The following is a 24,056-nucleotide window of genomic DNA, read 5'->3' as shown; positions in this document are numbered from 1 at the left end:
CCCCCCCCCCCCCCCCCCCCCCCCCCCCCCCCCCCCCCCCCCCCCCCCCCCTCTTTTAGATGTGTATAAGAGACAGGGTATGTTCTATTTCTTGGCACTTTTTCCACCCCAAAAGGCAAAAGCATAATTCAGCTGTATGGCGATTATGAACGTAATACCTATGTAAGGGTTTATAAAACACAGCAGTGCGCCAGCCAGGTAAAGCGCCTGCGCCGTAACAATTCTGCGTTTGATAGGGATATAGACTTGATCTTTCATTTCTTCGGAAATAAAACCATGCCTGTTTGCATATTCCCAGTTGATGTACAGCATCAGCCCCATCAGGAAAATATTAAACCAATAAAGCAGGATGGAAAACCTAAAGTTGATATGGTCGCCCAGGAAGGCGGTGGAAAAAGGAAGCACCGAGACAAACAGCAGGAACAGCAAATTGATCCAGTTAAGATTCCTGTCGCTGCTCTTGATGTGCCTGAACTGGGCCGACTGCCCGGTCCAGAAAATGCCCGCCGTCATAAAGCTAAGGAAGTAGACCAGAAACTTTGGCATCAATGCGAAGAATGCATGAGCCAACGCACTTTCTGTAATGTTTCCTTCAAATTCCGGGACCTTGATTTCCAGTACCAGCAATGTCATTGCCACCCCGAAGACAGCGTCGCTGATAGCGTCTATGCGCCCGGCGCTCTGCCCGGCCAACTTGTTGTATGATAAACTCATGTTTTGGATGTTTAGAAATTAACCCTTACAAAAGGGCCGATGTTAAATTCCTGTTCCAGGTGTTCGCCCTTGCCATGCTGGCCCAGCTCAAGGCCTGCACCAAAGCCTATTTTTTCTTTATACTGCATGCCTACCTTTACCTGCTGCGTGCTGAAAGCGTGGCCATGATCATAGCTGACCGCCGTACGTAATTCTGCCCGCGTTACTAATCTCCATTTTTCATTAAGCTCCGGCAGGTAGCCGAAGATAACCAGCAGCTGTGCATCCGGATCTTTGGTGACCGCGGTCGAAAGATTGGCATACACCAGCAGTAGCTCGCTTTCTTTAAGGTAGCCCAGCCCCACCCTGGCGCTGAACGGGTAAACAGAAGATGCATAGGTGCCGGCCGTGATGCCGAAGTGGTTTTTAAAATTGTAGGAGAATGTGTTATAGTTTACGAATTCCGGGTGCTCAGTCTTATAATCCAGCAGGTGCAGTTCGCTACGGGAGAGCACATTCCAACGCCCCGTCTTGTCTATAGGTTCAAGGAAGAAGAATTCGGAGGTAAGACCTTTATGTCCGCCCAATACATCGATGTAAACCTGGGACTGTGCCTGTACAGTAATATGAAACAGGATAAATAATACAAGGAGTAGATTTCTTTTCATAAGCCCGCAGACTAATAATCGGCTTGTCCAATATCCAACCGATCAAACTTTCCATTTGCATCCTGGTGAAATCGGAAAAATACTTTAAAGGTACCCCAGCTTCCGGCTTTGAAGTTCCCATAGACCTCTTTCCCGTCATTTTCCACTTTATCGATGGTCTGGAATTTTTCATTCCCAAGCGCTTTTGAAAAGAAGCTTTTGAAATCAACTTTGTTGCCGTCATCGGTCATAGCAGGCTGATCGGTGAAAAAAGCGTACCAGCTTTTATCGCCGGATTGCAAGGCCTCGATAGCGCTTCTTACCGTACCGTTTGTTATTTTAGATAAGTCCATGGTATGTTTTTGTTTTGAATTGTTTTTTGATGATTGTGATGAATGTTGCGCACAGGCCGTAAGCGATATGCAGAGGTATAAGATTGATAATATTCTTTTCATTTTAGCAGTGGCTACTTTTTGAACGGGTATCGCAGAGCGATAATCAGCAGCAGCAATACGGAAGCAAGTCATGTAACTGCGCCGAGTCATATCCCTGAAATTTGAAAATGTTCAATGATTGGAGAGTTACAATCATTGAACATTGCATTTGGTTTTTAAAACACCTACCTGGTTGTATAGCCACCATTAGCAAAAATGGTCTGTCCGGTGATCCACCATCCGTCGGTTACTAAAAATTCAACTAATGGGGCTATGTCCCTGATGTCGGTAAGTCCGCCTAATGCCGAAGCAGATTTGTGGTACGCTACGGCATCCTCATTTTCCTGTCCATAGAAAAAAGGAGTGTCCATAGGGCCGGGAGCTACCGCGGTTACCGAAATCCCCCTGCTTCCAAACTCTTTAGACGCCATTCTGGTAAAATGTTCAACAGGTGCCTTGGCTCCTGCATACGTTGAATACAAGCCGGTATATGCCGCCAGCAGGGACGTTACAATAGTACATATTTTACCTTTGTCGTTCAGTTTTTTACCGGCTTCCTGGATAAAGAAGTAAGCCACCTTCGAATTGATATTGAACATGGTGTCGTACTCGGCTTCCGTCGTATCAACAAAGGGTTTTTTCAGCACCATTCCCACAGTATTTATCGCAATGTCGATACCGCCAAAGGCCTTAATTGTTTCGTCAAACAGTTTAGTGATGTGCTCAACTCTGGTGAGGTCTCCCTGGAAAAGGAAGGCTTCAGCTCCCAAGGCCTTGACGTCTGCGAGTGTTTTTTCGCTTTCAGCCTGCGAGCTTTCGCTGTTGTAGTGAATGGCGAGTTTTGCGCCTTTTGCTGCAAAATCTCTGCTTAATAATCCGCCCAGGTTTTTTCCACCACCAGCGATCAGGACAATTTTTCCTTTTAAATCGTTATGAATCATAGATCTGTTTTTAAGTCTAAACAAATCTATATAATTGACTGAATATTCCGTCAATTAAATTTAAAAAAATTATTTGCTTATGGAATCCCAGGCCATTTGCAAGAAAAGTGTGACCATATTGTTGTCGATATCCATTTTTTCATCTTGTGCCCATAGGAGCCACCCGTTAATGGTACTGAATGTGAAGAGCCGCAGATGCCGTGCGCTGAGTGGCTTGAACAGCTTTTTTCTGATTCCCGACTCATACAGATCATCAAACCTGAGAAAATCGTTCATCGCCACTTCATGGATCTCCTTAGTCAGTATAGGAGATGCCGCGAACTGGTAGGAGAACTGGAATTCGAGTGGATGTTCGATGAAATATTGGATAACTCTCTTCCAAAGAAAATCGAAGCGATGACGGACATCACCGTGTCCTTGGTAATCTTTAAAGACATAAGCTGATTCCTGGGCCTTTTGATGGATCCATAGCTGCTGTACGATGTCTTCCTTACTTTTGAAATGCTTGTATACTGTACCTATGCCGACTTTTGCTTCAGCGGCAACCTGTGCAATGGTAACCGCGTGTAGGCCACGCGTTACGAACAGCAAAAGGCCCGCATTTAAAATTTGTAATTTTTTCACGAATACTTCTAAATTTAATAGGGTCTCAAATCTAGCAAATAAATCGAGCAGAACTATACAGATGACGGGTATAAGTTTGAGATTGTAACCGGCATTGACGTGCAGCAGTGGATTACTGCTGCACGTAAGAAAACCAATACAGCTGCATACCTGCCGCTAATGTAATTGAGAGAATGGGGGCGCATCATTCGTGTATTCTCCTTCGAAACCTCAAAAACCTTTTAAGAAGGTTTCGTTTTTGAAGCACTGTTTTGTAGCTGCTGTAGTAATTCATTATCTTGGCCAATATATGAAGTTCCCTATCCCAACAGCAGCAATGAAGCTCGCCTTTTTAACGACTCTATTTTTTGTGTTTACCTACAGCGTAAAGGCGCAAAAACAAGCTACGCTTACCGATAGCCTTGCTGTTTTTCTTGATGAACTGCAACTGGCTTCAAAGCAGCATATTGGCCTTTGGAACAAGGAACTTTACGGCCCGATGATCTTTGTTAATCCGAAAACCAGGAAGATTTTTGCCAACGAAGCCGATACGGCTGGCGTGTTGCTTCCTGACGGGAATATCTATTCAGGCACTTTGCCCGCCAAAATTAATATTGCCAATACCGCAATCAATTGGGGAGGCAAAAGATGGGCCATGGTCATGTTGCCACTTCCTCAAAACCAACAAAACAGGCTCAATTTATTGGCCCACGAATCATTTCATCGCCTTCAGCCTGAATTGGGATTTGCCCTTGGCAATGCCGAAAATAATCACCTCGACCAAAAAGACGGTAGGGTTTACCTGCGCCTGGAACTCGAGGCACTGAAGAAAGCCATCCAGTCGGCCTCGGCAAAAGAACAGCAACAGCACCTGGCCCATGCGCTTCTCTTTAGGACATACCGACACTCGCTTTACGCCAATTCGCGCACTACTGAAAACGAACTGGAATTAAATGAAGGCATCGCCGAATTTACCGGTGTGATGCTTAGCGGCAGAAACAAAACAGGAATGACCGCATTCTTTTTGAAGGAAATAGCCGATTTTTTTAAAAATCCCACATTTGTGCGTTCATTTGCTTACTACAGTACCCCTGTTTATGGTTATTTGCTGTATCAAAGCGACAAAAACTGGAACAAAAAAATTACCGCCAAAACTGATTTGACTGGCTATTTCGTCAAGGCGTTTAACATCCGAATTCCGATTGACGTAAAAACCGCTACCGAAACCGTTGCTGATCTTTACAACGGAAAGGCAATACTCCAAGAGGAAACCGAAAGAGAGGAACGAAACAAAAGGATCGTAGCCGAATATAAGCTCAAATTCATTGAACAGCCCCATTTTGAGGTCAAGTTTGTGAAAATGAACGTTTCTTTTGATCCAAGAAATATTGTGCCTATTGAAGATAAGGGCACGGTTTACCCGAATATCAGGGTTACGGATGTATGGGGTATTCTAACGGTAGAAAAGGGTGCGCTGATGAGTCCGAATTGGGACAAGCTTTCCATAGCTAACCCTATCCAAACCGAAGGCCAAAAAATAACCGGTGATGGTTGGATACTTGAATTGGCCGATGGGTATGCCTTAGAAAAGAATAGCGTTTCTGGAAACTATAAACTCATTAAGAAACAGTAAAGAGCGGCTTACAGATAGCAAATCAGAAAGGAATTGCATTTGGGCAATCATTGTAGGCATTGTGTGGTACAGGCAGGTCGATTGTCAGAACTTAGAGCTGGAAAAACCAGCATTGGACATTGTTTATTTAACTACGCTTATCGTTTGTGCAACATTGATTGTGCGCAACTTGAAACGTAAATAAGCTAAAAAACATTTGAGAAGATCATAAAAGGAACACCTTTCTAGTTTAGCTGTTCCTTTCTAAGAAATAAGGCTCGTGGTCGACTAAATTATGGGCGTGAATTCCAAAGGCTTAGCAACCTCGTCCCTCCACTGACACGATAGGCCGATGATAGCCATGCAGGTTAGGATTTCTATCAAACTGAAAAACTTATAATGCAGGGTGTTCTCGCCCCAAAACAACGTGCTGAGCTGTAAAATGAGCAATAGCATGGCCACAATTAGGTTAAGCGTCCTATTGGCTCTATACTTCAATAGTCTGGAAAGCAGGATCATCAACATCGGAATTTCCATGATGATTGAAAATAGCAACAAAAAAGGTTGCGTAATCGGTGTGTCGCCTACCTTTCCGTTCAAAAGATTTTGCAGGTCTTTCTGGTAATGCAAGGAGAAGACATCGCAAAAAATAAAGTTCAGGGTAAGGAAAATCCACAGTGTGGATAGCCTTGTTTTTTTGTCCATGGGTTGATTTGGGAATGGGGTAGGTTCAATAACAATTACTTTCTTTCTGCTCCTGTTTTTTGCCCGCTTTTGCTGGGCGCTCTTTGATACGCGCCCAGCCAATTTACAGGCCTCTCTATGAAAAAGGCATAAAATGCGAGGATGCTCCTGGTTTTTATGCAGTCCGTCAATTGGTTTACAAGGGTAGTTAGCGCTTGCTCATCCGTCTTGATCGTGTTTGCCTGTGCATGGTTGCACGGCAAAAAGAGCAAAGCAGGGGGCAGCAAACAGAAGCTGATTTTCTTCATGTCTGCAAACGGATTACCTGAGATTGAACTGCGCGGTTGCAGACAATGCTGTTCCGGCACTATTGCCTTCTTTTTTCAATACTCCGTCAACATAGACCTGAACTTTTAATGTAGAAGAAGCATTTGCGCCAATGGCATTCATGATAACGCTGGCTACAGAGGCATTCGCTGGCGCTGTAATTTCAGGGCTTGTCCATGTCGTGCCGCTCAAGCTGGAAACGGAGGTGAGGCTGTTGTCATACCCATACACAACAGTGTTAAGTGATGAGCCCGAAGAGGCTTCAGCCTTAAAAACCAATTTGTGCGAGGTGTTGGCAGGTGTATCGTCTTTGTCTTTTGAACATCCGATTGACGAACACATGATGGTGGCCATTACGATAAAAGCGGCGATTTTGTTTTTTAATAATTCCATGTTACTTAGTGATTGATGAGTAGCGTAAAGCTAAAATCATTCAAGCATCCAGAATTGTATCAAAACGACATCTTGCTATTCCAGGTAAATAAAAGACGAACTTTCAGCGCCCAGGATGGTGTCTTTGGCAAAGGCGTAAGGCGACAGGCCGGAAAACATTTGGAAATCCTTAATAAAATGCGATTGATCGGTGTAGCCCAGGCTATAGGCCAATTGTGTAAGGCTGCCGTACTTGGCATTGGCTAATGCGCCCAGCGATTTTTCGAATTTGGCCAGCCTGGCAAACTTTCGGGCCGATACGCCAACGCCCTGCTTGAAGCGCCGTTGGAACTGTCGTTCGGAAAGGTGGTAATGATTGGCTAAGGAAGCCAGGCGAATGCCATCGTCAAGTTTGTCTGACCAATGCCCGCAGAACAGGTCGTTGATGATGGTATCGGGCTTGCTTTGGGCCAACTTCTCATAAAAATAGCGGGATAGGATGCTGACACGTTCTTCATGGTTATGCGCAGCCAATAGCAAGTTGGTCATTTCTTTTTTCTCCAGTAGCTGCAGGTCGGGGGTTTGATTGGTGAGCTCATCTGCATGGATTCCAAAAATAGCTTGGAGAGCATGTGGCTGAAAGCTGACCCCAAAATGAGAAAATCGGCTTTCCCAAAAGGCCTCTGTGGGTAGGGTATCTATGCCGCTCAGATAGCAAATGGGCTTCATTGATCCTGTCGCCTCTTTAATAGGCGATGAAGAATTCATGTCCTGAAAAATCAACCTCGGATAGCGGTCGGCAAAGGAACGGATGTGCAAAGCTTGTACGGCTGTCGTGTATACATCGTAACTCCAAAAATAACGTATCCAATTGCGCAGCGTTGGATGTACGGGATATTGCTGATAAGTCATTGCTACAACCTCTGGTTCATTACTGATAAATATTAGGGATGCTGTCTCTTTTTTGCCATCAATTGTTGGGCCATTTAACCACGCAGACAAAAACAGCTTTAATTCCTGAATCTTTGTGGTTGTTAGGTCTGCCCGGTGTTTGAGGCCAGTGCCTTGATTTCTTCTTGCAGTTTTTTAGGCAGCGACTGTAGAACCAATTCGTAAGAGTGGTCAATCTGCGCTTGCAGCTGCTTAAACGATAAGTTGCCATCTAGCCGTACCGAATTCCAGTGCTTTTTGTTCATGTGGAAGCCGGGCGTAATTTCCCAGTGGCGCTCACGGAGTTCGATCGCCAGTTCGGGATCGCATTTTACATTGAACCATTTGCCATGTTCTAAGCCAATCAGCAGAAACAGCTTTTCGCCAACCTTAAAAACAAGGGTTTCTTCACCAAAAGGAAAACCTTCGGTAACACCAGTTTTGCTGAGGCAGTAGTCTCTAAGTTCTTCGATGTTCATATGTTTTAGGATTGGATGGCCAAAGAACGCTATTTTAAGAATTTTTCTGGAATATATTTAGAGTGGCCTGAAATCATGATAGTTGTTTCTTGTTTAGGCCCGAACGGCAAGGCCGAAAACAAAGCCCCCGGCAAACGCAAGGGGCTAAGCAACTAAACAGGATATTAAGGAACTTTTATGGTTTTACGTTGGGTGGTGTACGCACTGAAATACCCTAAAGCACCACCTTGTATATTGGTTAAAGGGTTGGAAGGCGCGGCATTGTTGCCATTGCCCGATGCACCGTTGTCCAGGCTATAAAAATATTTATACACAGCCGCATCAATGCATTGCATCTCAATGGTGAGGTTGTCGCCTTTTTTCAGGTCGATGCTCAAATCGTCGTTGGGGTTGTTGTAATTCAGGATGGTATTTACCGTTTGTCCTGGCGTGTACTCGTCGTTAAAGGCAAACAAGGTCTTTTCTTTCTTGTTGTTGAGGTACTGCACAAAACGATAATAATTCAGTTCTCCTGCCGGATCTTTGTATTTGACTACCGCAAAAGTGCGTGGCACTTTGTCTTTGTTAAGGTCGTATTTGCTTTGGCTCACATAAATACTATCGAGCGTTACCGCTTTGGGCATCGTACAATGGGCTGTATAATTTTTGCCGGCAAGGTTTACCAACAGGCGATACGAACCGCCCGGCGTACCCATCAGCGTAGCAGCCTGATAAACGCCTTTGCTGGTTTCGGTAAGCGCGTAGGCCGTGCCATTGTTTTCAATGCTTACCTGGGCACCACTAACGCCGTTAAAACTGTTGTTGTCCTTAAAGTCTTTCGTGGCGCTGATCAGTACCTTGGCGCCACCTGCTTCATTGCTTATCGTACCTTCGATAACGTAATCTGGTATCGCATTTTCGAGCTTGAGATCTATTGCTTTTTCGCAGGAGGAAAATAAGCATCCAATGATTAATAAATAGCCAATATAACGTGAAATTGAACTCATGCCATTAAAATTTAAAGTTATAGGAAATAGAAGGAACAAAGGTGAATAAAGTCGTTCTTACCGCCTCGGTTTGGCTAGGCTCGTCTTTTTTGTCCCTGAAGAATATGGTATAGGCATTTTCTCGCCCATAGGCATTGTATAGGCCCAACACCAATTCTGAAGAGAATTTTTTGGTCTGCTTCAGCTGTTTGGTGGCCCCCAGGTCTAAACGGTGGTAGCTTGGCATACGCGAAGCATTACGGCTGGTGTAATAGTAATAGTTGACGCCGTCAATTTGGTATTTGCCACTCGGAAAAGTTACCGCATCGCCGGTGTAATAGATGAAATTGGCCGATAGAGTCCACTTGTTCGTGAGCTTGTACATGGCCACCACGGCAATGTCGTGTGTACGGTCTTGTCGGGCATTGTACCACTGGTTGTTGTTAATGCCGTCAATTTTCCGTTCAGATTTAGCAAGCGTGTAGCTGATCCAGCCGGTTAATCGGCCTGCTTTTTTCTTAAACAACAACTCAAGGCCGTAAGCTCTGCCTTTGCCATAAAGCAATTGCGTTTCTATGGGCTGATTGGTAAAAATATTGGCGCCGTTACGGTAATCGACCTGGTTATACAGCTGTTTGTAATAGGTTTCGGCGCTAAGCTCGTATTGGTGTTCGCTAAAATCGCGGTAATAGCCGATAGAGTACTGGTTGGCCTGTTCGGGTTTGATGATGTTGGTGCTGGCCACCCATTTGTCGGTAGGCGAACTCGCATTAGAATTGCTGATCAGGTGCAGGTTTTGGGCGTTGCGAGCGTACGATGCCTTTACCGAACTGTTCTCGTTCAGCTGATAGGCCATGGCCAGGCGCGGTTCGAGGTTGTAATAGGTTTTAACCAATTGGCCCGAAGCATAGCTGGTGCTACCTATAATATTGCCATTGCCATCCAAATCGTAATAATCGCCTTTGCCCAAAATGCTAAATGCCGATATCCTGAGGCCATACGTAAGCGAGAAACGATCGGTTGCTTTCCAGGTATTGCTGGCGTACACGGCATTTTCCCACGAGAAGCGGTTCTGCAGGTTTTGCGAAAGAATGCCCGAATTGCCAGTGGCCGAAATCTCGCCCGGCTTAATGGTATGGTAAATGCTGTTGAAGCCAAAACTGACCGAATTTTTGCTGTTGGCAAACCATTGCAGGTCTTCTTTCAGGTTCCAATCGCGCAGTTGCGAAAAGATGTTGTATTCGTTGACGTCTTCCTTAATGTTGATGTTGTATTTGTAATTGCTGAAGCTGGCCGAAGTATTGGAAAAAAGTTTGTTGCTGAAAATATGGTTCCAGCGTAAAGTGGCTACGCTGTTGCCCCAGTTGATGTCGGCTATTTCCCGAGCTACCAGCACGTCTTTGCCCAAATAGCCAGAAACATACAATCGGTCTTTTTCGCCCAGAATGTAATTGGCTTTGAGGTTAAAATCGTAAAAATAAAGCTGATTGCGATTGATGGTGCTGTCGCTCGAAAGCTTTAAGAAAAGGTCGGCATAAGTACGTCGGGCAGAAAACAGGAAGGACGATTTCTCTTTTTGGATAGGGCCTTCTACATTTACCCTGGCGGCAATGAGCCCAATACCACCGCTAACGCCGAATTTTTGGTTGTTGCCTTCGTTCATCTTGATATCAAGCAGAGAAGAAAGCCGGCCACCGTATTGGGCAGGCATATCGCCTTTGTAAATGCTCATGTTTTTGATGGCATCGGAGTTGAAGGTTGAAAAGAAGCCCAGCAAGTGCGAAGCATTGTATACCGGAACCTCATCCAGCAAAATCAGGTTCTGGTCGGCCCCGCCTCCGCGTACATAGAAATTGCCGTTGCCCTCGCCAGCCGATTTAATGCCTGGCAACAGCTGGATGGTTTTCATGACATCTTTTTCGCCAAAAAGCACCGGTACGTTTTTAATATCTTGGATGTTGAGCTTTTCTACGCCCATTTGCGGATTGCTCAAATCGCGGCTGCCTCTAGCCTTGGCCACAATATTGATGGTAGCCAGTTCCTTCGAGCTCTCTTCGAGTGCAAGATCCATTTTTTTGTTGCCGTCTAGCATCAGGCTGATGATTTCGTTCTTCATGCCTACGGCCGATACGGCCAATTGGTAGCTGCCCTTGGGCAAGGTAAGCGAGAAAAAGCCATATTCGTTGGTCGAAGTGCCTTGTGAGGCCCCAACAACCTTGATGGTAGCCCCAATAAGCGTTTCGCCAGAGGCTTTTGAAATGAGCGTACCGCTTACGGTAAACTTGCCGTTGCTAGCCGGATTAGCCGCCGGAACGGCGTTGGGCTTTTTTAGCTTTTCGGCATCAAAACGGATCAGTATTTCCTGGTCCAGCAAACTGAAAGTATAGGGCTGGTTGCTCAGTGCTGCAGTCAGCACATTTTCGAGCCTTTGGTTTTTGGCCTCGATGCTGATTTTAACCTGGCTGTTGGCCACGGTTTCGTTGTAGGTAAACCTTACGCCACTGGCTGTCGTAATTTTATCCAAGGCCTGTTTTAAAGGCTCGTTTTTGAGGCTGAGGGTAATCGGTTTATCCAGGGGGCTGAGCTGCTGTGCCATTAAAGGGGCATGGGTAACCCAAAAAAGCAGCAAGGCCAGCAACGTAACTTTAACAAACAAGGGAAGCTTCATTACAATATAAAAAATAGACATGAACCCGTAAGGGTCGGTTTTTTTCATGATTTTAAATTTAAAGGTGATTGACTTGTCTCCGGCTTTGGAAACTTAAACAGGTTCTTTCGTGGTTTGGTTAAGCCCGATCCTGAGAACCGGGCTTTTCATTGTGTGTGTGGTGTGTGTAGTGTTTTTTGTTAATTGTTATTTGGGGTTTTAGTTTGCAGTACATAGGTTTTGCCTTCCTTATGCCAAGTGATATCCATTACGGCCGATAGCTTATCCAAGGTTTGTGGCAATGGAATGCTGGTGTTGAGCTGTCCGTAAAAAGCTTTGTGGAGCAACGAAGGGGCTAGCTGTATGCTAACGCCATATTGCATCTCCAAGTCCTGGCTTACCGTTAGCAACGCGGTACCGTTATAATTGAATAGACCGATTCGTTGCTCGATAAACCGTTGGGCATCTGGATATTTCTCCTTAATCAAGCCATTAGTGGTTTTATTGAAGGTTACACGCTGGTTGGCGGTCATGATTTCGGTTTTGTGCTGTGCCGTAACCCCAACTTTGCCGCTTACTACTGTTACTTCGGCCTTGTTGGTACCCGGATAGGCGCGTACATTGAAGCTGGTACCCAATACGATCGTGCGCATGGCCCCCGATTGGATCACAAATGGATGTTCGGGATCGTGTTTTACTTCAAAAAAAGCTTCGCCACTTACTTCTATTTGTCGTTCATGGCCTCTAAACTTATTGGGATAACTGATGTGTGTAGCCGGACTCAACCATACTTTGGTACCATCGGCCAGCTGAATTTGGCGATGCTGCCCAGGCAAGGTTACCAGTTGTAGTTGCTGAACCGGACTGAACAGGTTTTGGATCGGTTCTCTAAACAGGGTAACTCCAAATACAACAAGCACTACGGCGGCCACGGCGGCTATGCGAGGCCATAGCTTAACTGTTTTTGGTTGGGCTACTTCCTTGGCCAATTGCTGGTCGATGTTGGCTTTAATATGTGCCTTCAGCTGTTTCGCATTAATATACTTGCTCTCGCTCAACAACAGCTCTTCGTCGTTAAAACTAGTATACCATTGCTCAAAACGGATTTTTTCTTCGGGCGTAAGCGTGCCGTTTTTCCATTTGTAGGCCAGTTCCTGTAGTTGTGGGTTGGGTTTTTCCATACGTTTGCCGAGCATCTTTTAACATATAGTCAATGCTGCACGGCCATACCCTTAGTTGGCAATGAAATTTATTTTCCGAGCAGGAATAAAAGCAATGGCAGGGAAATTTTCAGGCTTTGCCTTAAGCTGCTCAGGGCTTTGGAAAGATGCGCTTCGACGGTTTTTTCGGAGATGCCCAGTTCGTCGGCAATTTCGGCGTAGGTCTTGTTTTCTTCGCGACTCATCAGAAAGACCATTTTGCACTTGGGTGGCAATTGGTGGATGGCTTCGTCTAAAAGTTGGCGCAATTCTTTTTCGGCCAGCCAATCGTTGGTGCTGTCGGTAGTTTGAGGCGCCGAATTGGCCAGGTTCACTAAATGTTGCTGTTGTTTGTACTGGCTGGCCAAATGGTTAATCACTTTGTATTTGATCGCAGCCGAAAGATAGGTGGCTATGCCGTTTTTGATTTGTAGGGTGGCGCGACGCTGCCACAGGCTTACAAAAATATCCTGCACAATTTCTGCAGCGACATCTTCGTCGGCAGTACGGTGCATGGCCACGGTAAAGGCCTTGTCCCAATAACGATGGTAGAGCTCGGTAAAGGCCAAACGGTTGTTGGCGCCAACCAGTTTTAACAGCTCGTGGTCGCTGGATTTTTCATGAAAAGACTGCTGTAGGGCCAAAGGCATTTTGCGTTTGTGGTTTAAACTAAAAACTATAAAGTTAAGCACAAATTGTATGTCGATTTCACCTTTAACATTTTTTTAACGCGCATCGGCCTGTTGCCTCATGAAGTGAGCGGTTTGATCAAAAAGGGTAGGTTAAAAATGGCATATAACTTAATTTGCCAGGGTTAGATGATCTATTCTCGCCCAAAGTTACGCGTTTGTTCAAATTTAATGGGTTGATAATTAAAGAAATAATCTCTTTGTCTTGATATTCATTGTTTTTTTTGCTGTTTAGCATTTTTTTTGAAAGAACAGGCATCAAATTTGTACAATGCTGCTCTACAAACACTTAAACCAACGGAGATTTTTAATGCCATTTTAATCGACCGAATAAATGCTGCCTTTGGTGGCATTTGTTGTTTAGGGCTAGGCTGCCGCCGAAGTTTCATCCGTCATTTTAACAGTCGTATTTTATGTTTACTTTAGGTTGAAAATTACATCGCCTTTCATGAAAAAATCAGGTCTTTTACTATTCGCAATCCTCAGCTGTTATTCGGCCACCGCCCAAGAACCAACCGCGACAAATCCTTTTAACGAAAAAGACAGTGTTCAGATCAGCGGAAAGATTATCGGCTATAAGCCCGGCCAGGGAGATCATTTCATCACCTTTTCTACCTACGACCTTAGGGGCAAGCCCACCAATCAGGCCATTCAGGTTAAAGAAAACGGAGATTTCTGGATTAAACTTTATCAGCCCCTTGAAGGTGATATGCTGCTAAATTACAGAGATGCTTTTATCGATATTTATACAAAGCCCGGAACAGCAATAAGGTTAGAGATCAATAATGATAAAATAAGCGAAGAAAGAAATAACGAGGACGCTGTTGTAGCTTTCGGGCAATTTGCGGCGTTAAACAATCTTTTATTCAGGTTTAACAAGGCCTTTGCCAAGCAAAAATTCAGCGAGGTAAATATGGGCGATAAAAGCCAAAGCGACAGCCTGTATGCGGCCCGTAAAATGGACCAGCTGCAGGAGCAATTGAATTTCTTGGACGTTTTTGTTAAACAGCATCAGGTTCATGATCAGTTCTTTATCAATTGGAAGAAAAACGAGCTGCAATACAAGGCGGGTATTGATATTTTGTTTTTTCCTTTTGCAGGCAAGTTTAACAACAAGATTGTCCAATCCCAGCTGCTCAAAATGATTAGGGCAATTCCGATCAATAATCCAGAAGCCCTCAACAATTCGGCTTATTATGCGTTCTTAAAAATGTTAAGTGCCGACCAAGAGATTATGGTCAATATCAATCCCAGTTATGACTTGGCAAAGCAGCAGGCAGGCAATTCGATCGACTTATATTTGAATGAGATCGATAAGTTTTCAAACGGCCTAAGCAAAGATATCTTACATTACAACGTGCTTTTGGATAAAGCCAGTTTTGTAAAGGATACGTTGGCCTGGGAAAGACAGGTAAAGACAATATCAAATCCATTTCTCCGTCAAAAATTGATAGAAGCGAAAGCAAAAACAAGCAATGGCTTCGCCTCGTTTGCTATTCTAGAGCGTTTGCAAAAACTCAAGGCAAGCCGCTCGTTAAAACAAAGATTGATCAGCCTCTTTACGCAAACCAAGGGCACAAACCTATATATTGATTTTTGGGGAGATTGGTGCGGACCCTGTATGGCCGAAATGCCGAACTATCCCAGGTTGATTGATGGATTTAAAGGCAAACCGATTAAATTCTTGTTTCTTTCGACCTTTACAACCGAAGAAAATATGTTGGCTGTTAAAAAGAAATATGGCATTAATGCGGAATTTGTGAATCTCAATAAAGATGAAGTGGCGATTTTAAACAATGTGTTCGAGTTCCATAGCTATCCATCCCATTTTTTGGTCAACAGCCAAGGAAGGGTAGTGGCTAACGCTTCGGGTGCTATTGCTGAAGGAGCAATTGGCGAAAAGGTGCAGGCATTTGAGAAGATTTTAAACCGGAAATAGTATCAGAAGACAGCGGGTTTAATTTATAGCCCCGTTATTTGCGTAAGCACTGTTGATGTATTATTCTTGGTACTTTAAACACGAACGCGCTAAACCTTTTAATTTTATACCCCATCAATTAAACAATGGCTATGAATAAATATTTACTTACAGTTGCGGCGCTTGCCTCGGCATTTGTTGCCCATGCCCAGCAGGGCAAACTAACGGCTAAAGACTATGAGCGTGCCGAAAGCTTTATGGCTTATAACACTTCGCCTTTGATCGATAAAGCGGCGATTTTTCCGAATTGGCTCGAAAACGACCAATTTTGGTACACCGTGAAAACGGCGAACGGTTCTCAGGATTTTTTGGTTAACCCGGCAAAAAAAAGCAAGGTACCTACAGATGCTTACAAAAATGCCGAACCTCCACGGGCAGCCAGGTTTAGGGGCAATAGCGAAGTGTTGTCGCCAGATGGCAAAAAAGCCGTTTTTATTAAAGATTGGAACCTTTGGGTACGCGATGTAGCCACCAACAAACAAACCCAGCTCACTACCGATGGGGTTAAAGACTATGGCTATGCTACCGATAATGCGGGCTGGACCATGAGCGATGGCCCAGTGGTACGCTGGTCGCCGGATTCTAAAAAGGTAGCCACTTTCCAGCAAGACCAGCGCAACGTAAACAACATGTACCTGGTAACCACCAATGTGGGTGCGCCGGTGCTCAAACAGTGGAAATATCCTTTGCCGGGCGATAAGGTAATTGCCACCATCAGAAGGGTGATTATTGATGTGGAAAATGCGAAAGTTGTCAGCTTGCAAATTCCGCCAGATCCGCATCGTGCTACCTTGAGCGACGATATTGCCAGCAGTGGTACTTTTGATGACATCGACTGGAAAGCAGATGGCTCTGAAATGGCTTTTCTTTCTACTTCCCGTGATCATAAGCAAGAGAAATTCCGCATTGCCGACGCCAATACCGGGGCAGTGCGCGAGGTTTTTGAAGAAACCGTAAAAACCCAGTTCGAATCGGGCCGTGGAGCCATTAACTGGCGCTACTTGCCGGCTACCAAAGAAATCTTGTGGTATTCGGAGCGCGATGATTGGGGCCACATGTACCTGTACGATGCCACTACCGGCAAACTGAAAAACCAAATAACCAAAGGGCCTTGGCTGGTAGGCCGTTTGCTAAGGGTTGACGAGAAAAACCGTGTAATCTATTTTACGGGTCATGGCCGCGAAAAAGGCAATCCTTATTTCGCCTATCTCTACAAAGTGGGCTTCGATGGCAAAGGCTTGACCTTGCTTACCCCAGAAGAGGGCAACCATTCGATCACTTTCTCGCCGTCGTATAACTATTTTATAGATACGTACTCTCAGCCTGATGTGCCACCAACCATGAACTACCGTGATGTAAAAGGCAATCTGATTACGTCGTTGGAAAAAACAGACGTATCAAGGTTAACAGCTAAAGGCTGGAAGGCTCCTATCCCAGTAAACGTAAAAGCACGTGATGGCAAAACCGATATTTACGGACTGGTATTTACGCCAACCAACATGGATCCGAACAAGAAATACCCGGTTATCGATTATATCTATCCAGGTCCGCAAGGCGGTAGCGTAGGCAGCTGGTCGTTCTCGGCTTCTAGGGGCGATAACCAAGCCCTGGCCGAACTAGGCTTCATTGTGGTGGTGATTGAAGGCACAAGCAATCCCTTCCGTTCAAAAAGCTTCCATGATATGAGCTATGGCAACATGGCCGATAATACTTTGCCTGATCAGATCGCGGCGATTAGACAGTTGTCGACAAAATACCCAATCGATACCAATAAGGTAGGCATTTGGGGGCACTCGGGTGGTGGCTTCGCTACGGCAGCAGCCATGTTCCGCTATCCCGACTTCTTTAAGGTGGGTATCGCCGAATCGGGCAACCAAGAAAACCGCAACTACGAAGACGATTGGGGCGAACGCTACAATGGCTTGGTAGAAAACTCGGATTACGAAGCCCAGGCCAACCAAAACTATGCGAAAAACCTAAAGGGAAAACTAATGTTGGCGCATGGCATGATGGACAACAACGTGCCACCTTACAATACGCTTTTGGTAGTAGAAGCCCTGAATAAAGCCAACAAAGACTACGATTTGGTTATTTTCCCTAACAGTGCGCACGGCTTTGGTGCTTATTCGCCTTACATGATGCGTCGTCGCTGGGATTATTTTGTCAAAAACCTGCTTAATTTGGAACCACCAAAAGAGTATCCGCTAAGAGGAACTACGAATGTGCGCTAACTAAAGACGAACGAGCTACATTAACACCGTTTTATATTATTCGTCATGGCGAGACTGCTTTGTTGCCCTCGCCATGACGATTTTTTCTTTTACCTTAAAATAGGCAGTTTGATGTAGCTGTCGTTATACCATTTTACCTGTAAAGGCTCTTTGGCGTCTTTAATGCTTTCGAGGTTTACATCTTGGCCTGTGCCGTAATTGATTTGTTCGCTGGCGCTCTTGTTAATATTTACAAGGGCCACAATGCGGCTTCCTTTGCTCAGTTTTTTGGCGCTGAGGTAAGTATTGCTAAAGGGTAGGGTTTCTTTTTGGCCGGGTACCAGCAGTTTTCTTTGGCTATGGTCGGTTGCATAGCTTGCCCTGCCCATAAAGTAAGAGAGGTAAAAATATTTGCCTTCGGGGGTAAGCTCAAACAACACCACGCTATAGTCCATGTCTTTTTTGTTGATCATCACTTTCATCTGTCCGGTAAAGTTGCTCGTTAGGTTAACCGCTTCGGGCAAAGGATTGCTGTAAAACATCAAACCATTATGGTATAAAGTATCATAAGTAACGCTACGTAGCCAAAAGTAGCTGTGTTTGTTGCTGCGGTCCTTAAAATCTATTTCCTGTTTTAAAAAGCCTTCTTTTAGTGGCTTTTTGTTACTCAGTTTAAAAGCATCTTGGTCACGCTCGCTGCTCAGGTAAAGCACCAGCGAATCGTTGGACATTTGTTTTAGGGATGGTGCACTGAGCCATTGGTTGGTGCCCATCAACTGATAATTGACTTTGTCTTTTAAAACAGCCGGTTTAGCCCCCCCTTTTAAAATATAGTCGAACCATTGGTAAATGAGGTCGTGGATAGGAATTTTAGCCACCTGATCAATTTTATAGCCGTTGTACACCGAATCAGGATAGCCTTGCGCACCAAAGTGGCCATAAGGGCCAACCAATAAATAATGCTCGGCTTTGGGGTTGTATTTGAGATGCTCGCGGTAGTAATACATTTCGCCAATTTGCCCGCCGTCAAAATAGCCTGTGGTACTTAAAATAGGGATGTCGATTTTGGCAAAATCGTCTTGGTAGGGAATCATGCTTTGCCAATACGAGTCGTAAGAAGGGTGTGCCAGCCAGCGCCTGAAGATTTTGTTTTTTGGCCGGCCAAGCAAGCTGTCCAGCGTAGGATAGGGCGTACCCGCCGCATACCAGCGGTCGTCGAGGTCGTTCCATTGCTTGTTGTTGTAATCGGCATTATCCAAAAGCTTGTTATTGGTGGTGTAGTAAGTCCAGGAGAATACAAAATTCATCACAACGTTGTTGGTCATGGGTACATCTAAACCTGGGCTGGCCGAGGCCGAAGTAACAATGGTTTTTAAAGCCGGATGCAAGTGCTTGGTAGCCGCCCATTGCGTAAAACCGTTATAGCTGCCACCATACATAGCCACTTTTTGGTTGCTCCAAGGTTGCTTACTGATCCAATCGATAACGGTGGTGGCATCTTGTCCGTCGTATTCGTAAGGTACGGCTTCATCCGGACTGTTTTTCTTGCCCCGCGAATAGGCCACCACGCCCACATAGCCTTTGTCGGCCGCTTCTATGGCCTTGTTGATGTCGCTGAGACGGGCATAGATGGTAAAACTTAAAATAGCCGCCTGTTTTTCAGACATATTTTTTTTGCGTACCACCAAGGCCGAGATCTGTGCGCCATCTTGGGTCGGAATCAACAGGCTATCCTGCACCAGATAAGCGCTCAAGTCTTTTGTAGTGCTGGTTTGGGCATGGCTGCCTAAGCTCAGCCCTAGGCAAAGCATGGCCAGGGAGAAGGTTTTTCTCAATAAATTCATCGTATTAAATTAAAAGGGTTAAAAAATCTAGAACATGTTTCTGCTTTTAAATAGGGCGCTTTGCCGGTTAGAAGCGGTATAGCTTTCGTTGTTTTTTAATCGAAAGGATAAACGGCCGTTGGCATCGGGCGTCACTTGTTCAATAAAGCTGGTGTTGATAATGGTATTGCGGTTAATCCTGAAAAACAAATTGGGATCGAGGGTCTTTTCCAACTGGCTGAGCGATCTTTTGAAGAATACTTTTTCGTGTTTAAAATACAGGCGTGCATAGTTGCCTATCGATTCGATCAGGTACAAATCGTTAAGCGCTATAAAATGATATTTCTCGCCCTCCTTTACAAAAAGATGTGCTGGTTTAGTGGCACTTGTATTTTGTAATTGCTGCCTTACTTTGAGGATGGCTTTTTCCAATCGCTCCTGGCGGATGGGTTTTACCAAATAGTCGAGCGCGTTCAATTCGAATGCCTTTACGGCATATTGGTCAAAGGCTGTAGTAAAAATTACGGCAGGCACATGGTCCAACGCTTCCAACAATTCAAAGCCTGTTTTGCCGGGCATCTGCACATCCAGGAAAATAAGATCGGGATGGAGGCTGTTCATCAACTCTTCGGCTTGAAAGGCATTAGAGGCTTCGCCCAAAAACTCTAAATCGGCATAGGGCTTTAGGCTCCACTTCATTTCTTCGCGGGCCAAACGCTCGTCGTCTATAATCAAATAGCCTAATTTTCCCATTGCAAAGGTGTTTTTAAAGTGGCCAAAACAGTTTGTACATCCAAAGGCTCGAGGTTAAAGCTGGCTTTGCCGTTAAACTGAAGCTGTAGGCGTTCTTGCAGGTTTTTTAGTCCCAGGCCAGTGTTTGTTTTCATTTGCAGGGTGCCAGGGTTCAGGACCGTAGTTGCCAGCAAGCCGTTTTGCCTTGAAATACCGACTAAAATAACACCGCCACTGGGTTGTTGTGCAATACCATGTTTAATGGCATTTTCGACCAGGTTTTGTAGGCTGAGTGGAAGCACCTTGGCCTCTAATATTTGCGGATCGACCTCAAAATTAACCTGTAGCCGTTCTTCAAAACGCATTTTCTCCAGCTCCACATAGTCGTTAATCAAATCCAGTTCTTCCCGTAAGGTAATCAAGGCATGGTCTCGGTGATAAAGCGATGTGCGCAAGAGGTCTGAAAGAAGGTCGATAGCCCTGCGGGCACTGTTTGGATTTTCGTTGATCAGCGCTTTGATGTTGTTGAGCGAGTTGAAGAAAAAATGTGGATTAAGCTGTGCCGTTAAATTATCCAGCTGCGCATTTTTGGCGATGAGGCTTAAGCGTGCGCTTTCTTTGCTGGCCCTGATTTCGGCCTGGGCATAATGGTACAGGTAATAGGCCAGGATCCAGATACACATAAGGCGAACACCTGTCATCCAGGTAACCAGCCAGCTCTGTTCGAAATATAAGGCAAAGCTTCCCAAAAATCCGGGCTCCCAGAATGTCCTGAACCAATAGTTTTTAGTGATGGTGAGCACCATGAAAATGGTGCCTAATAACAGAATGGCCAAAAGCACAATAGGCAATAGCTTTTTGGGTTTCAATTGCTCCCAGTGTTGCTGTTTAGAAAGGTTGCGGAACAGATGGGTAGGAATGATGTAGATGCACAAATCGCCAAAAAAATGAAATATGCCCAAGATGAAGCTAAAGTTAGACCCTAAATAGCCTACAAGTGCCCAATACAACGCCGCCAGCGACCAGCCGATGAGCTGACATTTCCAGTATAATGATAGACCTTTTTGGGTGCTTGGCATGGGTGCTTGTATTTTTTGACGAAGCAAATGAAACAAAACTATTTCAAAGCCAAAAGGAAAAGTACATGAACGTTAGGGAAGCGGTGATGAGCGTGGGGTTTGTGCCCTGTTTCCTCCCCTTGGTCCTCGTGGAGGGGATAGCATGTTACCTAGAAATTTTGACCATATTGTTTGCCAAACTAAGCGCTATACAAAAGATACTGAGAGGAAGGGCTAAGTCTCGGTGTGATTAATCGTGTCGTCTTTGCGTTCTACATGATCAGCCAAGCTATAACCTTTTCTCTTGCTATCCTTTTCTTTATCCAAAAACAAGAGAACAATCAACGAAATAATGGGAATCAAGAAGGATATAAAAAACCAAAACCAAAAATTCCTGCCGATGCTTTTGGCATAAACCCCCGCTACAATTTGGGGGATCAGCATCACGGTTAAGAGGAGAAGTTCAGGCATGGTTTGATCAGGCTGTTAATTTGGCAAATGTAAAAATAACAGCCCAAACCCTCTCTTGGTTTTGGCAATTTGGTTGCTTCAACTTATTAAATGCTTAAATTAGGACATGGAAAAAATCAGAACCATTATTACAGGCTCGACAGGTATGGTGGGCGAAGGTGTACTTTACGAATGTTTGCAGCATGAAGCGGTAGAAGCTGTTTTGGTGGTTAACCGCAAGCCCTGCGGCTATAGCCACCCCAAGCTAAAGGAGATCATCCATGCCGATTTTTTTGATTTTTCTCCTATAGAGGCGCAGCTGACGGGCTATAATGCCTGTTTCTTTTGCCTCGGCGTATCGTCGGTAGGCATGGATAAAGAAAAATATTACCAAATGACCTATGTTTTAACCATGCATGTGGCCGAAACCCTGAGCAGGCTTAACGCAAACATGACTTTCTGCTATGTATCGGGCGCAGGCACCAATACCAGCGAGCAAGGCGGTTCCAATTGGTCGAGGGTGAAAGGCAAAACCGAAAACGACTTGATGAAGCTGCCTTTTTTACAGGTCTTTAATTTCAGGCCCGGATTTATCAAACCCATTAAGGGGCTTAAATACACCCATTCGTTCTATAAATACATCAACTGGCTATTTCCCATCGGTAGAGCCCTGTTTCCAAACGGATTTTGTACGTTAAAGGAATTGGCGTTGGCCATGATCCATACTTTGGATCGTCACAACGAAAGAAGGGTAGTTGAAGGCAAGGATATTATTGCCATGGCGAAAGCAACATAGCTTTAGCCGTCAAGGGATCTAGGGTTGCCAACAAAAAAGCACCGATAAGGTGCTTTTCTTTATTTGTTTTCACGTTTCCGTTCATTGTCTTTGTTAGAAGTTTGATCGGAGCGCTGGCCACCGGCATTGCTGATGCCATTCTGTTTTTTATCTACCTTGATGTCGTGATGCGCGCGATTGGCTATTGGCCCGCCTTGTACGTGCGGATTATTTTTGGGTGTGCTGGCATTTTTCATGAGCTTAAATTTTAAGTTAGTTCGAAAAAGAGCGCCGTTCAAATAACCCTGCTTGTAGGATATTTGTTTGCAAAAGGCCACAACCTGTGGCTATTGGGAGTTAAGAAAAAATTTTCGTGTCAAAAAATCATCGTTCCTGACGCCTCAAAGCACTTTTGAATTTCGTTACGGAAAACCGGATAAAGAGCAGTCATATTTAGCTATAGTTTTATGTCTGCAAGATTCAGCCTTACGAAGGTGAATAAGTTGAAAACCAATTGTCCGAGTATTGAAAACGCTTTTATTATGTTGCCTCAGCTGTGTGCTGATTTATTTTTCATTGAATTCAACAAAAAAGACCAGCGTATCTACAGTGGCTACCTGCTATGGCAATACGCCTTGTAATGCCTGTACAAATTGTTCGCGGTGCAGGTATTGTGGCAACGGGGGAAGTTGTGGCGTTTGCAAGCCCAAAAGCACTGCGCAATTGCTGCCGAGCAACCGTGCTTCAACAACGGGCAAGGCTAAAACGAGTGTTTATGCAGGCCAATGCAAAGCCTTAACCAAAAAAGGAGCAAGATGTAAACGAAGCGCCGGTAGTGGTGGGTATTGTTGGCAGCATGGGAAGTGAAGCTAGATGTTTTAAGTAAAACGACTTAAGAAAACAGCATAAAATGAAATTCCATTGTTTAGAATGTAATTGTGATGCTCATTTTCAAGTATATACGTGTTCTAAAAAGAAGTTCGAATTTAAAAATTAAATTATGGAAGATATCGAAGGAAAGATTTATAACTTGAGTATTTATCTGTTAAAAGAAACTGTTAAGACTTTTGATGGCGCACTAAAAAGTTTAAGTGTAAAGAAATATGCTGTAAAAAAAGAGTATAATATTGAAGGTACTATTTACATCGGTAGACCTAAAAATACTCAGGCATTATGGAAGGATTTATTGCAGGAAGCAGTGGCTGAAAAGATAGATAATTTAGATAATGTTTCTAACAGAGCGTTAATGCTGTTGAAAATAAGCAATAGAATTTATGCAATCCCTTTTGGATATGGTAAGCATTTACTAAAAGATAATGTTATTGATAGAGACATTTCTTTGAAAACGGCCTTAAACCTTATTGATGCAGATAGTCTTCGAAGCATGGACAGAGCAAACCTTGATAATTTAAATATTTTTACAAAAACACAATCAAGTTCAAAAGCTAAGCAAGAGAATTTTAATGTTGACCCAATTAAAGATTTATTAAAAGGTGTAACGGGTGGAGTTATCGATGCTAATAAGAAGATATTGGGGCCAAATGTAACAGGAAGTGATGGTCTTTATATAAATCCAAGTATAACATTTAAGGATATTAAGCCAATATTAGAATTAATTACTAGAGCGTCTTCAAGTAAGAAATATCAAGAGAAATTCGATTGGATAGATAATCTGAAACAAGAAAAAGATCCTGGAACAATTGATGCATTGCAAGCGATATTATTAGATGATCCTGTCTCTTATACACATCTAAAAGGGGGGGGGGGGGGGGGGGGGGGGGGGGGGGGGGGGGGGGGGGGGGGGGGGG

Annotated in this window: 25 protein-coding genes; 7 read left to right on the top strand and 18 right to left on the bottom strand. The window is 44.4% G+C overall.

The features are described from left to right. Nucleotides 1–84: 84 nt before the first annotated feature. The 5 genes from JHD69_RS14585 to JHD69_RS14565 all read right to left on the bottom strand — a co-directional run bounded on the left by JHD69_RS14585 (nt 85) and on the right by JHD69_RS14565 (nt 3,339). Nucleotides 85–714, bottom strand: coding sequence for a TMEM175 family protein (locus JHD69_RS14585; RefSeq protein WP_199141076.1), 630 nt, complete (start codon nt 712–714; stop codon nt 85–87). A gap of 11 nt (nt 715–725) precedes the next feature. Then, nucleotides 726–1,361 carry a hypothetical protein gene (locus JHD69_RS14580; RefSeq protein ID WP_199141075.1) on the bottom strand — a complete coding sequence of 212 codons (636 nt, stop codon included), beginning with the start codon at nt 1,359–1,361 and terminating at the stop codon, nt 726–728. A gap of 11 nt (nt 1,362–1,372) precedes the next feature. Then, entirely contained in the window at nt 1,373–1,885 is a 513-nt protein-coding gene (locus tag JHD69_RS21045) for a hypothetical protein (protein ID WP_233165929.1), read from the bottom strand. 74 nt (nt 1,886–1,959) lie between these two features. Next, complete coding sequence (locus JHD69_RS14570) at nt 1,960–2,715, bottom strand: SDR family oxidoreductase (RefSeq protein WP_199141074.1); 756 nt, start codon at nt 2,713–2,715, stop codon at nt 1,960–1,962. Nucleotides 2,716–2,784: 69 nt separating this feature from the next. Beyond that, complete coding sequence (locus tag JHD69_RS14565; RefSeq protein ID WP_199141073.1) at nt 2,785–3,339, bottom strand: TetR/AcrR family transcriptional regulator; 555 nt, start codon at nt 3,337–3,339, stop codon at nt 2,785–2,787. Between the two features lie 289 nt (nt 3,340–3,628). On the opposite strand from JHD69_RS14565, the gene JHD69_RS14560 reads away from it, so the two are divergent. Continuing rightward, complete coding sequence (locus JHD69_RS14560) at nt 3,629–4,951, top strand: hypothetical protein (protein ID WP_199141072.1); 1,323 nt, start codon at nt 3,629–3,631, stop codon at nt 4,949–4,951. A 267-nt stretch (nt 4,952–5,218) separates the two neighbouring features. Here JHD69_RS14560 and JHD69_RS14555 read toward each other — a convergent pair whose 3' ends face one another. The 9 genes from JHD69_RS14555 to JHD69_RS14515 all read right to left on the bottom strand — a co-directional run bounded on the left by JHD69_RS14555 (nt 5,219) and on the right by JHD69_RS14515 (nt 13,183). Next, entirely contained in the window at nt 5,219–5,635 is a 417-nt protein-coding gene (locus tag JHD69_RS14555) for a DUF6326 family protein (RefSeq protein WP_199141071.1), read from the bottom strand. 35 nt (nt 5,636–5,670) lie between these two features. Beyond that, nucleotides 5,671–5,922 (bottom strand): hypothetical protein, encoded by a 252-nt coding sequence (locus JHD69_RS14550; RefSeq protein WP_199141070.1) that lies wholly within the window; start codon nt 5,920–5,922, stop codon nt 5,671–5,673. A gap of 13 nt (nt 5,923–5,935) precedes the next feature. Next, nucleotides 5,936–6,334: a hypothetical protein gene (locus JHD69_RS14545; RefSeq protein WP_199141069.1), complete on the bottom strand. Its 399-nt coding sequence runs from the start codon at nt 6,332–6,334 to the stop codon at nt 5,936–5,938. A gap of 75 nt (nt 6,335–6,409) precedes the next feature. Further along, complete coding sequence (locus JHD69_RS14540) at nt 6,410–7,225, bottom strand: helix-turn-helix domain-containing protein (protein ID WP_199141068.1); 816 nt, start codon at nt 7,223–7,225, stop codon at nt 6,410–6,412. Between the two features lie 122 nt (nt 7,226–7,347). Next, nucleotides 7,348–7,722: an MmcQ/YjbR family DNA-binding protein gene (locus JHD69_RS14535; RefSeq protein ID WP_199141067.1), complete on the bottom strand. Its 375-nt coding sequence runs from the start codon at nt 7,720–7,722 to the stop codon at nt 7,348–7,350. A 164-nt stretch (nt 7,723–7,886) separates the two neighbouring features. Beyond that, nucleotides 7,887–8,708: a DUF4249 domain-containing protein gene (locus JHD69_RS14530; RefSeq protein ID WP_199141066.1), complete on the bottom strand. Its 822-nt coding sequence runs from the start codon at nt 8,706–8,708 to the stop codon at nt 7,887–7,889. Nucleotides 8,709–8,712: 4 nt separating this feature from the next. Next, the gene (locus JHD69_RS14525) at nt 8,713–11,403 is read right to left on the bottom strand and encodes a TonB-dependent receptor (protein WP_233165928.1); all 2,691 of its coding nucleotides are present in this window, start codon (nt 11,401–11,403) and stop codon (nt 8,713–8,715) included. 131 nt (nt 11,404–11,534) lie between these two features. Further along, nucleotides 11,535–12,515: a FecR family protein gene (locus JHD69_RS14520; protein ID WP_199141065.1), complete on the bottom strand. Its 981-nt coding sequence runs from the start codon at nt 12,513–12,515 to the stop codon at nt 11,535–11,537. 68 nt (nt 12,516–12,583) lie between these two features. Then, nucleotides 12,584–13,183 (bottom strand): RNA polymerase sigma-70 factor, encoded by a 600-nt coding sequence (locus tag JHD69_RS14515; RefSeq protein WP_199141064.1) that lies wholly within the window; start codon nt 13,181–13,183, stop codon nt 12,584–12,586. Nucleotides 13,184–13,670: 487 nt separating this feature from the next. Here JHD69_RS14515 and JHD69_RS14510 point away from each other — a divergent pair, with 487 nt between their 5' ends. Both JHD69_RS14510 and JHD69_RS14505 read left to right on the top strand, forming a co-directional pair. Beyond that, nucleotides 13,671–15,161 carry a TlpA family protein disulfide reductase gene (locus JHD69_RS14510; RefSeq protein ID WP_199141063.1) on the top strand — a complete coding sequence of 497 codons (1,491 nt, stop codon included), beginning with the start codon at nt 13,671–13,673 and terminating at the stop codon, nt 15,159–15,161. A 131-nt stretch (nt 15,162–15,292) separates the two neighbouring features. After that, nucleotides 15,293–17,431, top strand: coding sequence for a S9 family peptidase (locus tag JHD69_RS14505; protein WP_199141062.1), 2,139 nt, complete (start codon nt 15,293–15,295; stop codon nt 17,429–17,431). Nucleotides 17,432–17,520: 89 nt separating this feature from the next. On the opposite strand, the gene JHD69_RS14500 is transcribed toward JHD69_RS14505, so the two are convergent. From JHD69_RS14500 to JHD69_RS14490, 3 genes are read right to left on the bottom strand one after another with little or no spacing between them, the layout of a single operon-like run. Then, a complete protein-coding gene (locus JHD69_RS14500; protein ID WP_199141061.1) occupies nt 17,521–19,254 on the bottom strand; it encodes a CocE/NonD family hydrolase in 1,734 nt (577 codons plus the stop codon). Nucleotides 19,255–19,281: 27 nt separating this feature from the next. Continuing rightward, nucleotides 19,282–19,986, bottom strand: coding sequence for a LytR/AlgR family response regulator transcription factor (locus JHD69_RS14495; RefSeq protein ID WP_199141060.1), 705 nt, complete (start codon nt 19,984–19,986; stop codon nt 19,282–19,284). Further along, nucleotides 19,974–21,044 carry a sensor histidine kinase gene (locus JHD69_RS14490; RefSeq protein WP_199141059.1) on the bottom strand — a complete coding sequence of 357 codons (1,071 nt, stop codon included), beginning with the start codon at nt 21,042–21,044 and terminating at the stop codon, nt 19,974–19,976. Before JHD69_RS14490 ends, JHD69_RS14495 begins: the two co-directional genes overlap by 13 nt. 255 nt (nt 21,045–21,299) lie before the next feature. Between JHD69_RS14490 and JHD69_RS21040 the strand changes: the two genes are divergently transcribed. Further along, complete coding sequence (locus JHD69_RS21040) at nt 21,300–21,476, top strand: hypothetical protein (RefSeq protein ID WP_233165926.1); 177 nt, start codon at nt 21,300–21,302, stop codon at nt 21,474–21,476. Between the two features lie 124 nt (nt 21,477–21,600). Next, nucleotides 21,601–22,269 carry an NAD-dependent epimerase/dehydratase family protein gene (locus JHD69_RS14485; RefSeq protein ID WP_199141058.1) on the top strand — a complete coding sequence of 223 codons (669 nt, stop codon included), beginning with the start codon at nt 21,601–21,603 and terminating at the stop codon, nt 22,267–22,269. A gap of 59 nt (nt 22,270–22,328) precedes the next feature. Here JHD69_RS14485 and JHD69_RS14480 read toward each other — a convergent pair whose 3' ends face one another. Further along, nucleotides 22,329–22,505: a hypothetical protein gene (locus JHD69_RS14480; RefSeq protein WP_199141057.1), complete on the bottom strand. Its 177-nt coding sequence runs from the start codon at nt 22,503–22,505 to the stop codon at nt 22,329–22,331. Nucleotides 22,506–22,806: 301 nt separating this feature from the next. On the opposite strand from JHD69_RS14480, the gene JHD69_RS21505 reads away from it, so the two are divergent. Both JHD69_RS21505 and JHD69_RS14475 read left to right on the top strand, forming a co-directional pair. Then, nucleotides 22,807–23,115 (top strand): DUF5763 domain-containing protein, encoded by a 309-nt coding sequence (locus JHD69_RS21505; protein ID WP_370583497.1) that lies wholly within the window; start codon nt 22,807–22,809, stop codon nt 23,113–23,115. A gap of 133 nt (nt 23,116–23,248) precedes the next feature. Continuing rightward, a partial coding sequence (locus JHD69_RS14475) for a TIGR04141 family sporadically distributed protein (protein WP_199141056.1) occupies nt 23,249–24,056 on the top strand: 808 nt, incomplete at its 3' end.

Source organism: Pedobacter sp. ASV12, from assembly GCF_016429155.1.
GTDB lineage: Bacteria > Bacteroidota > Bacteroidia > Sphingobacteriales > Sphingobacteriaceae > Pedobacter.
The sequence above is the reverse complement of the archived record's forward strand: the minus strand, read 5'-3'. Positions and strand labels throughout refer to the sequence as shown.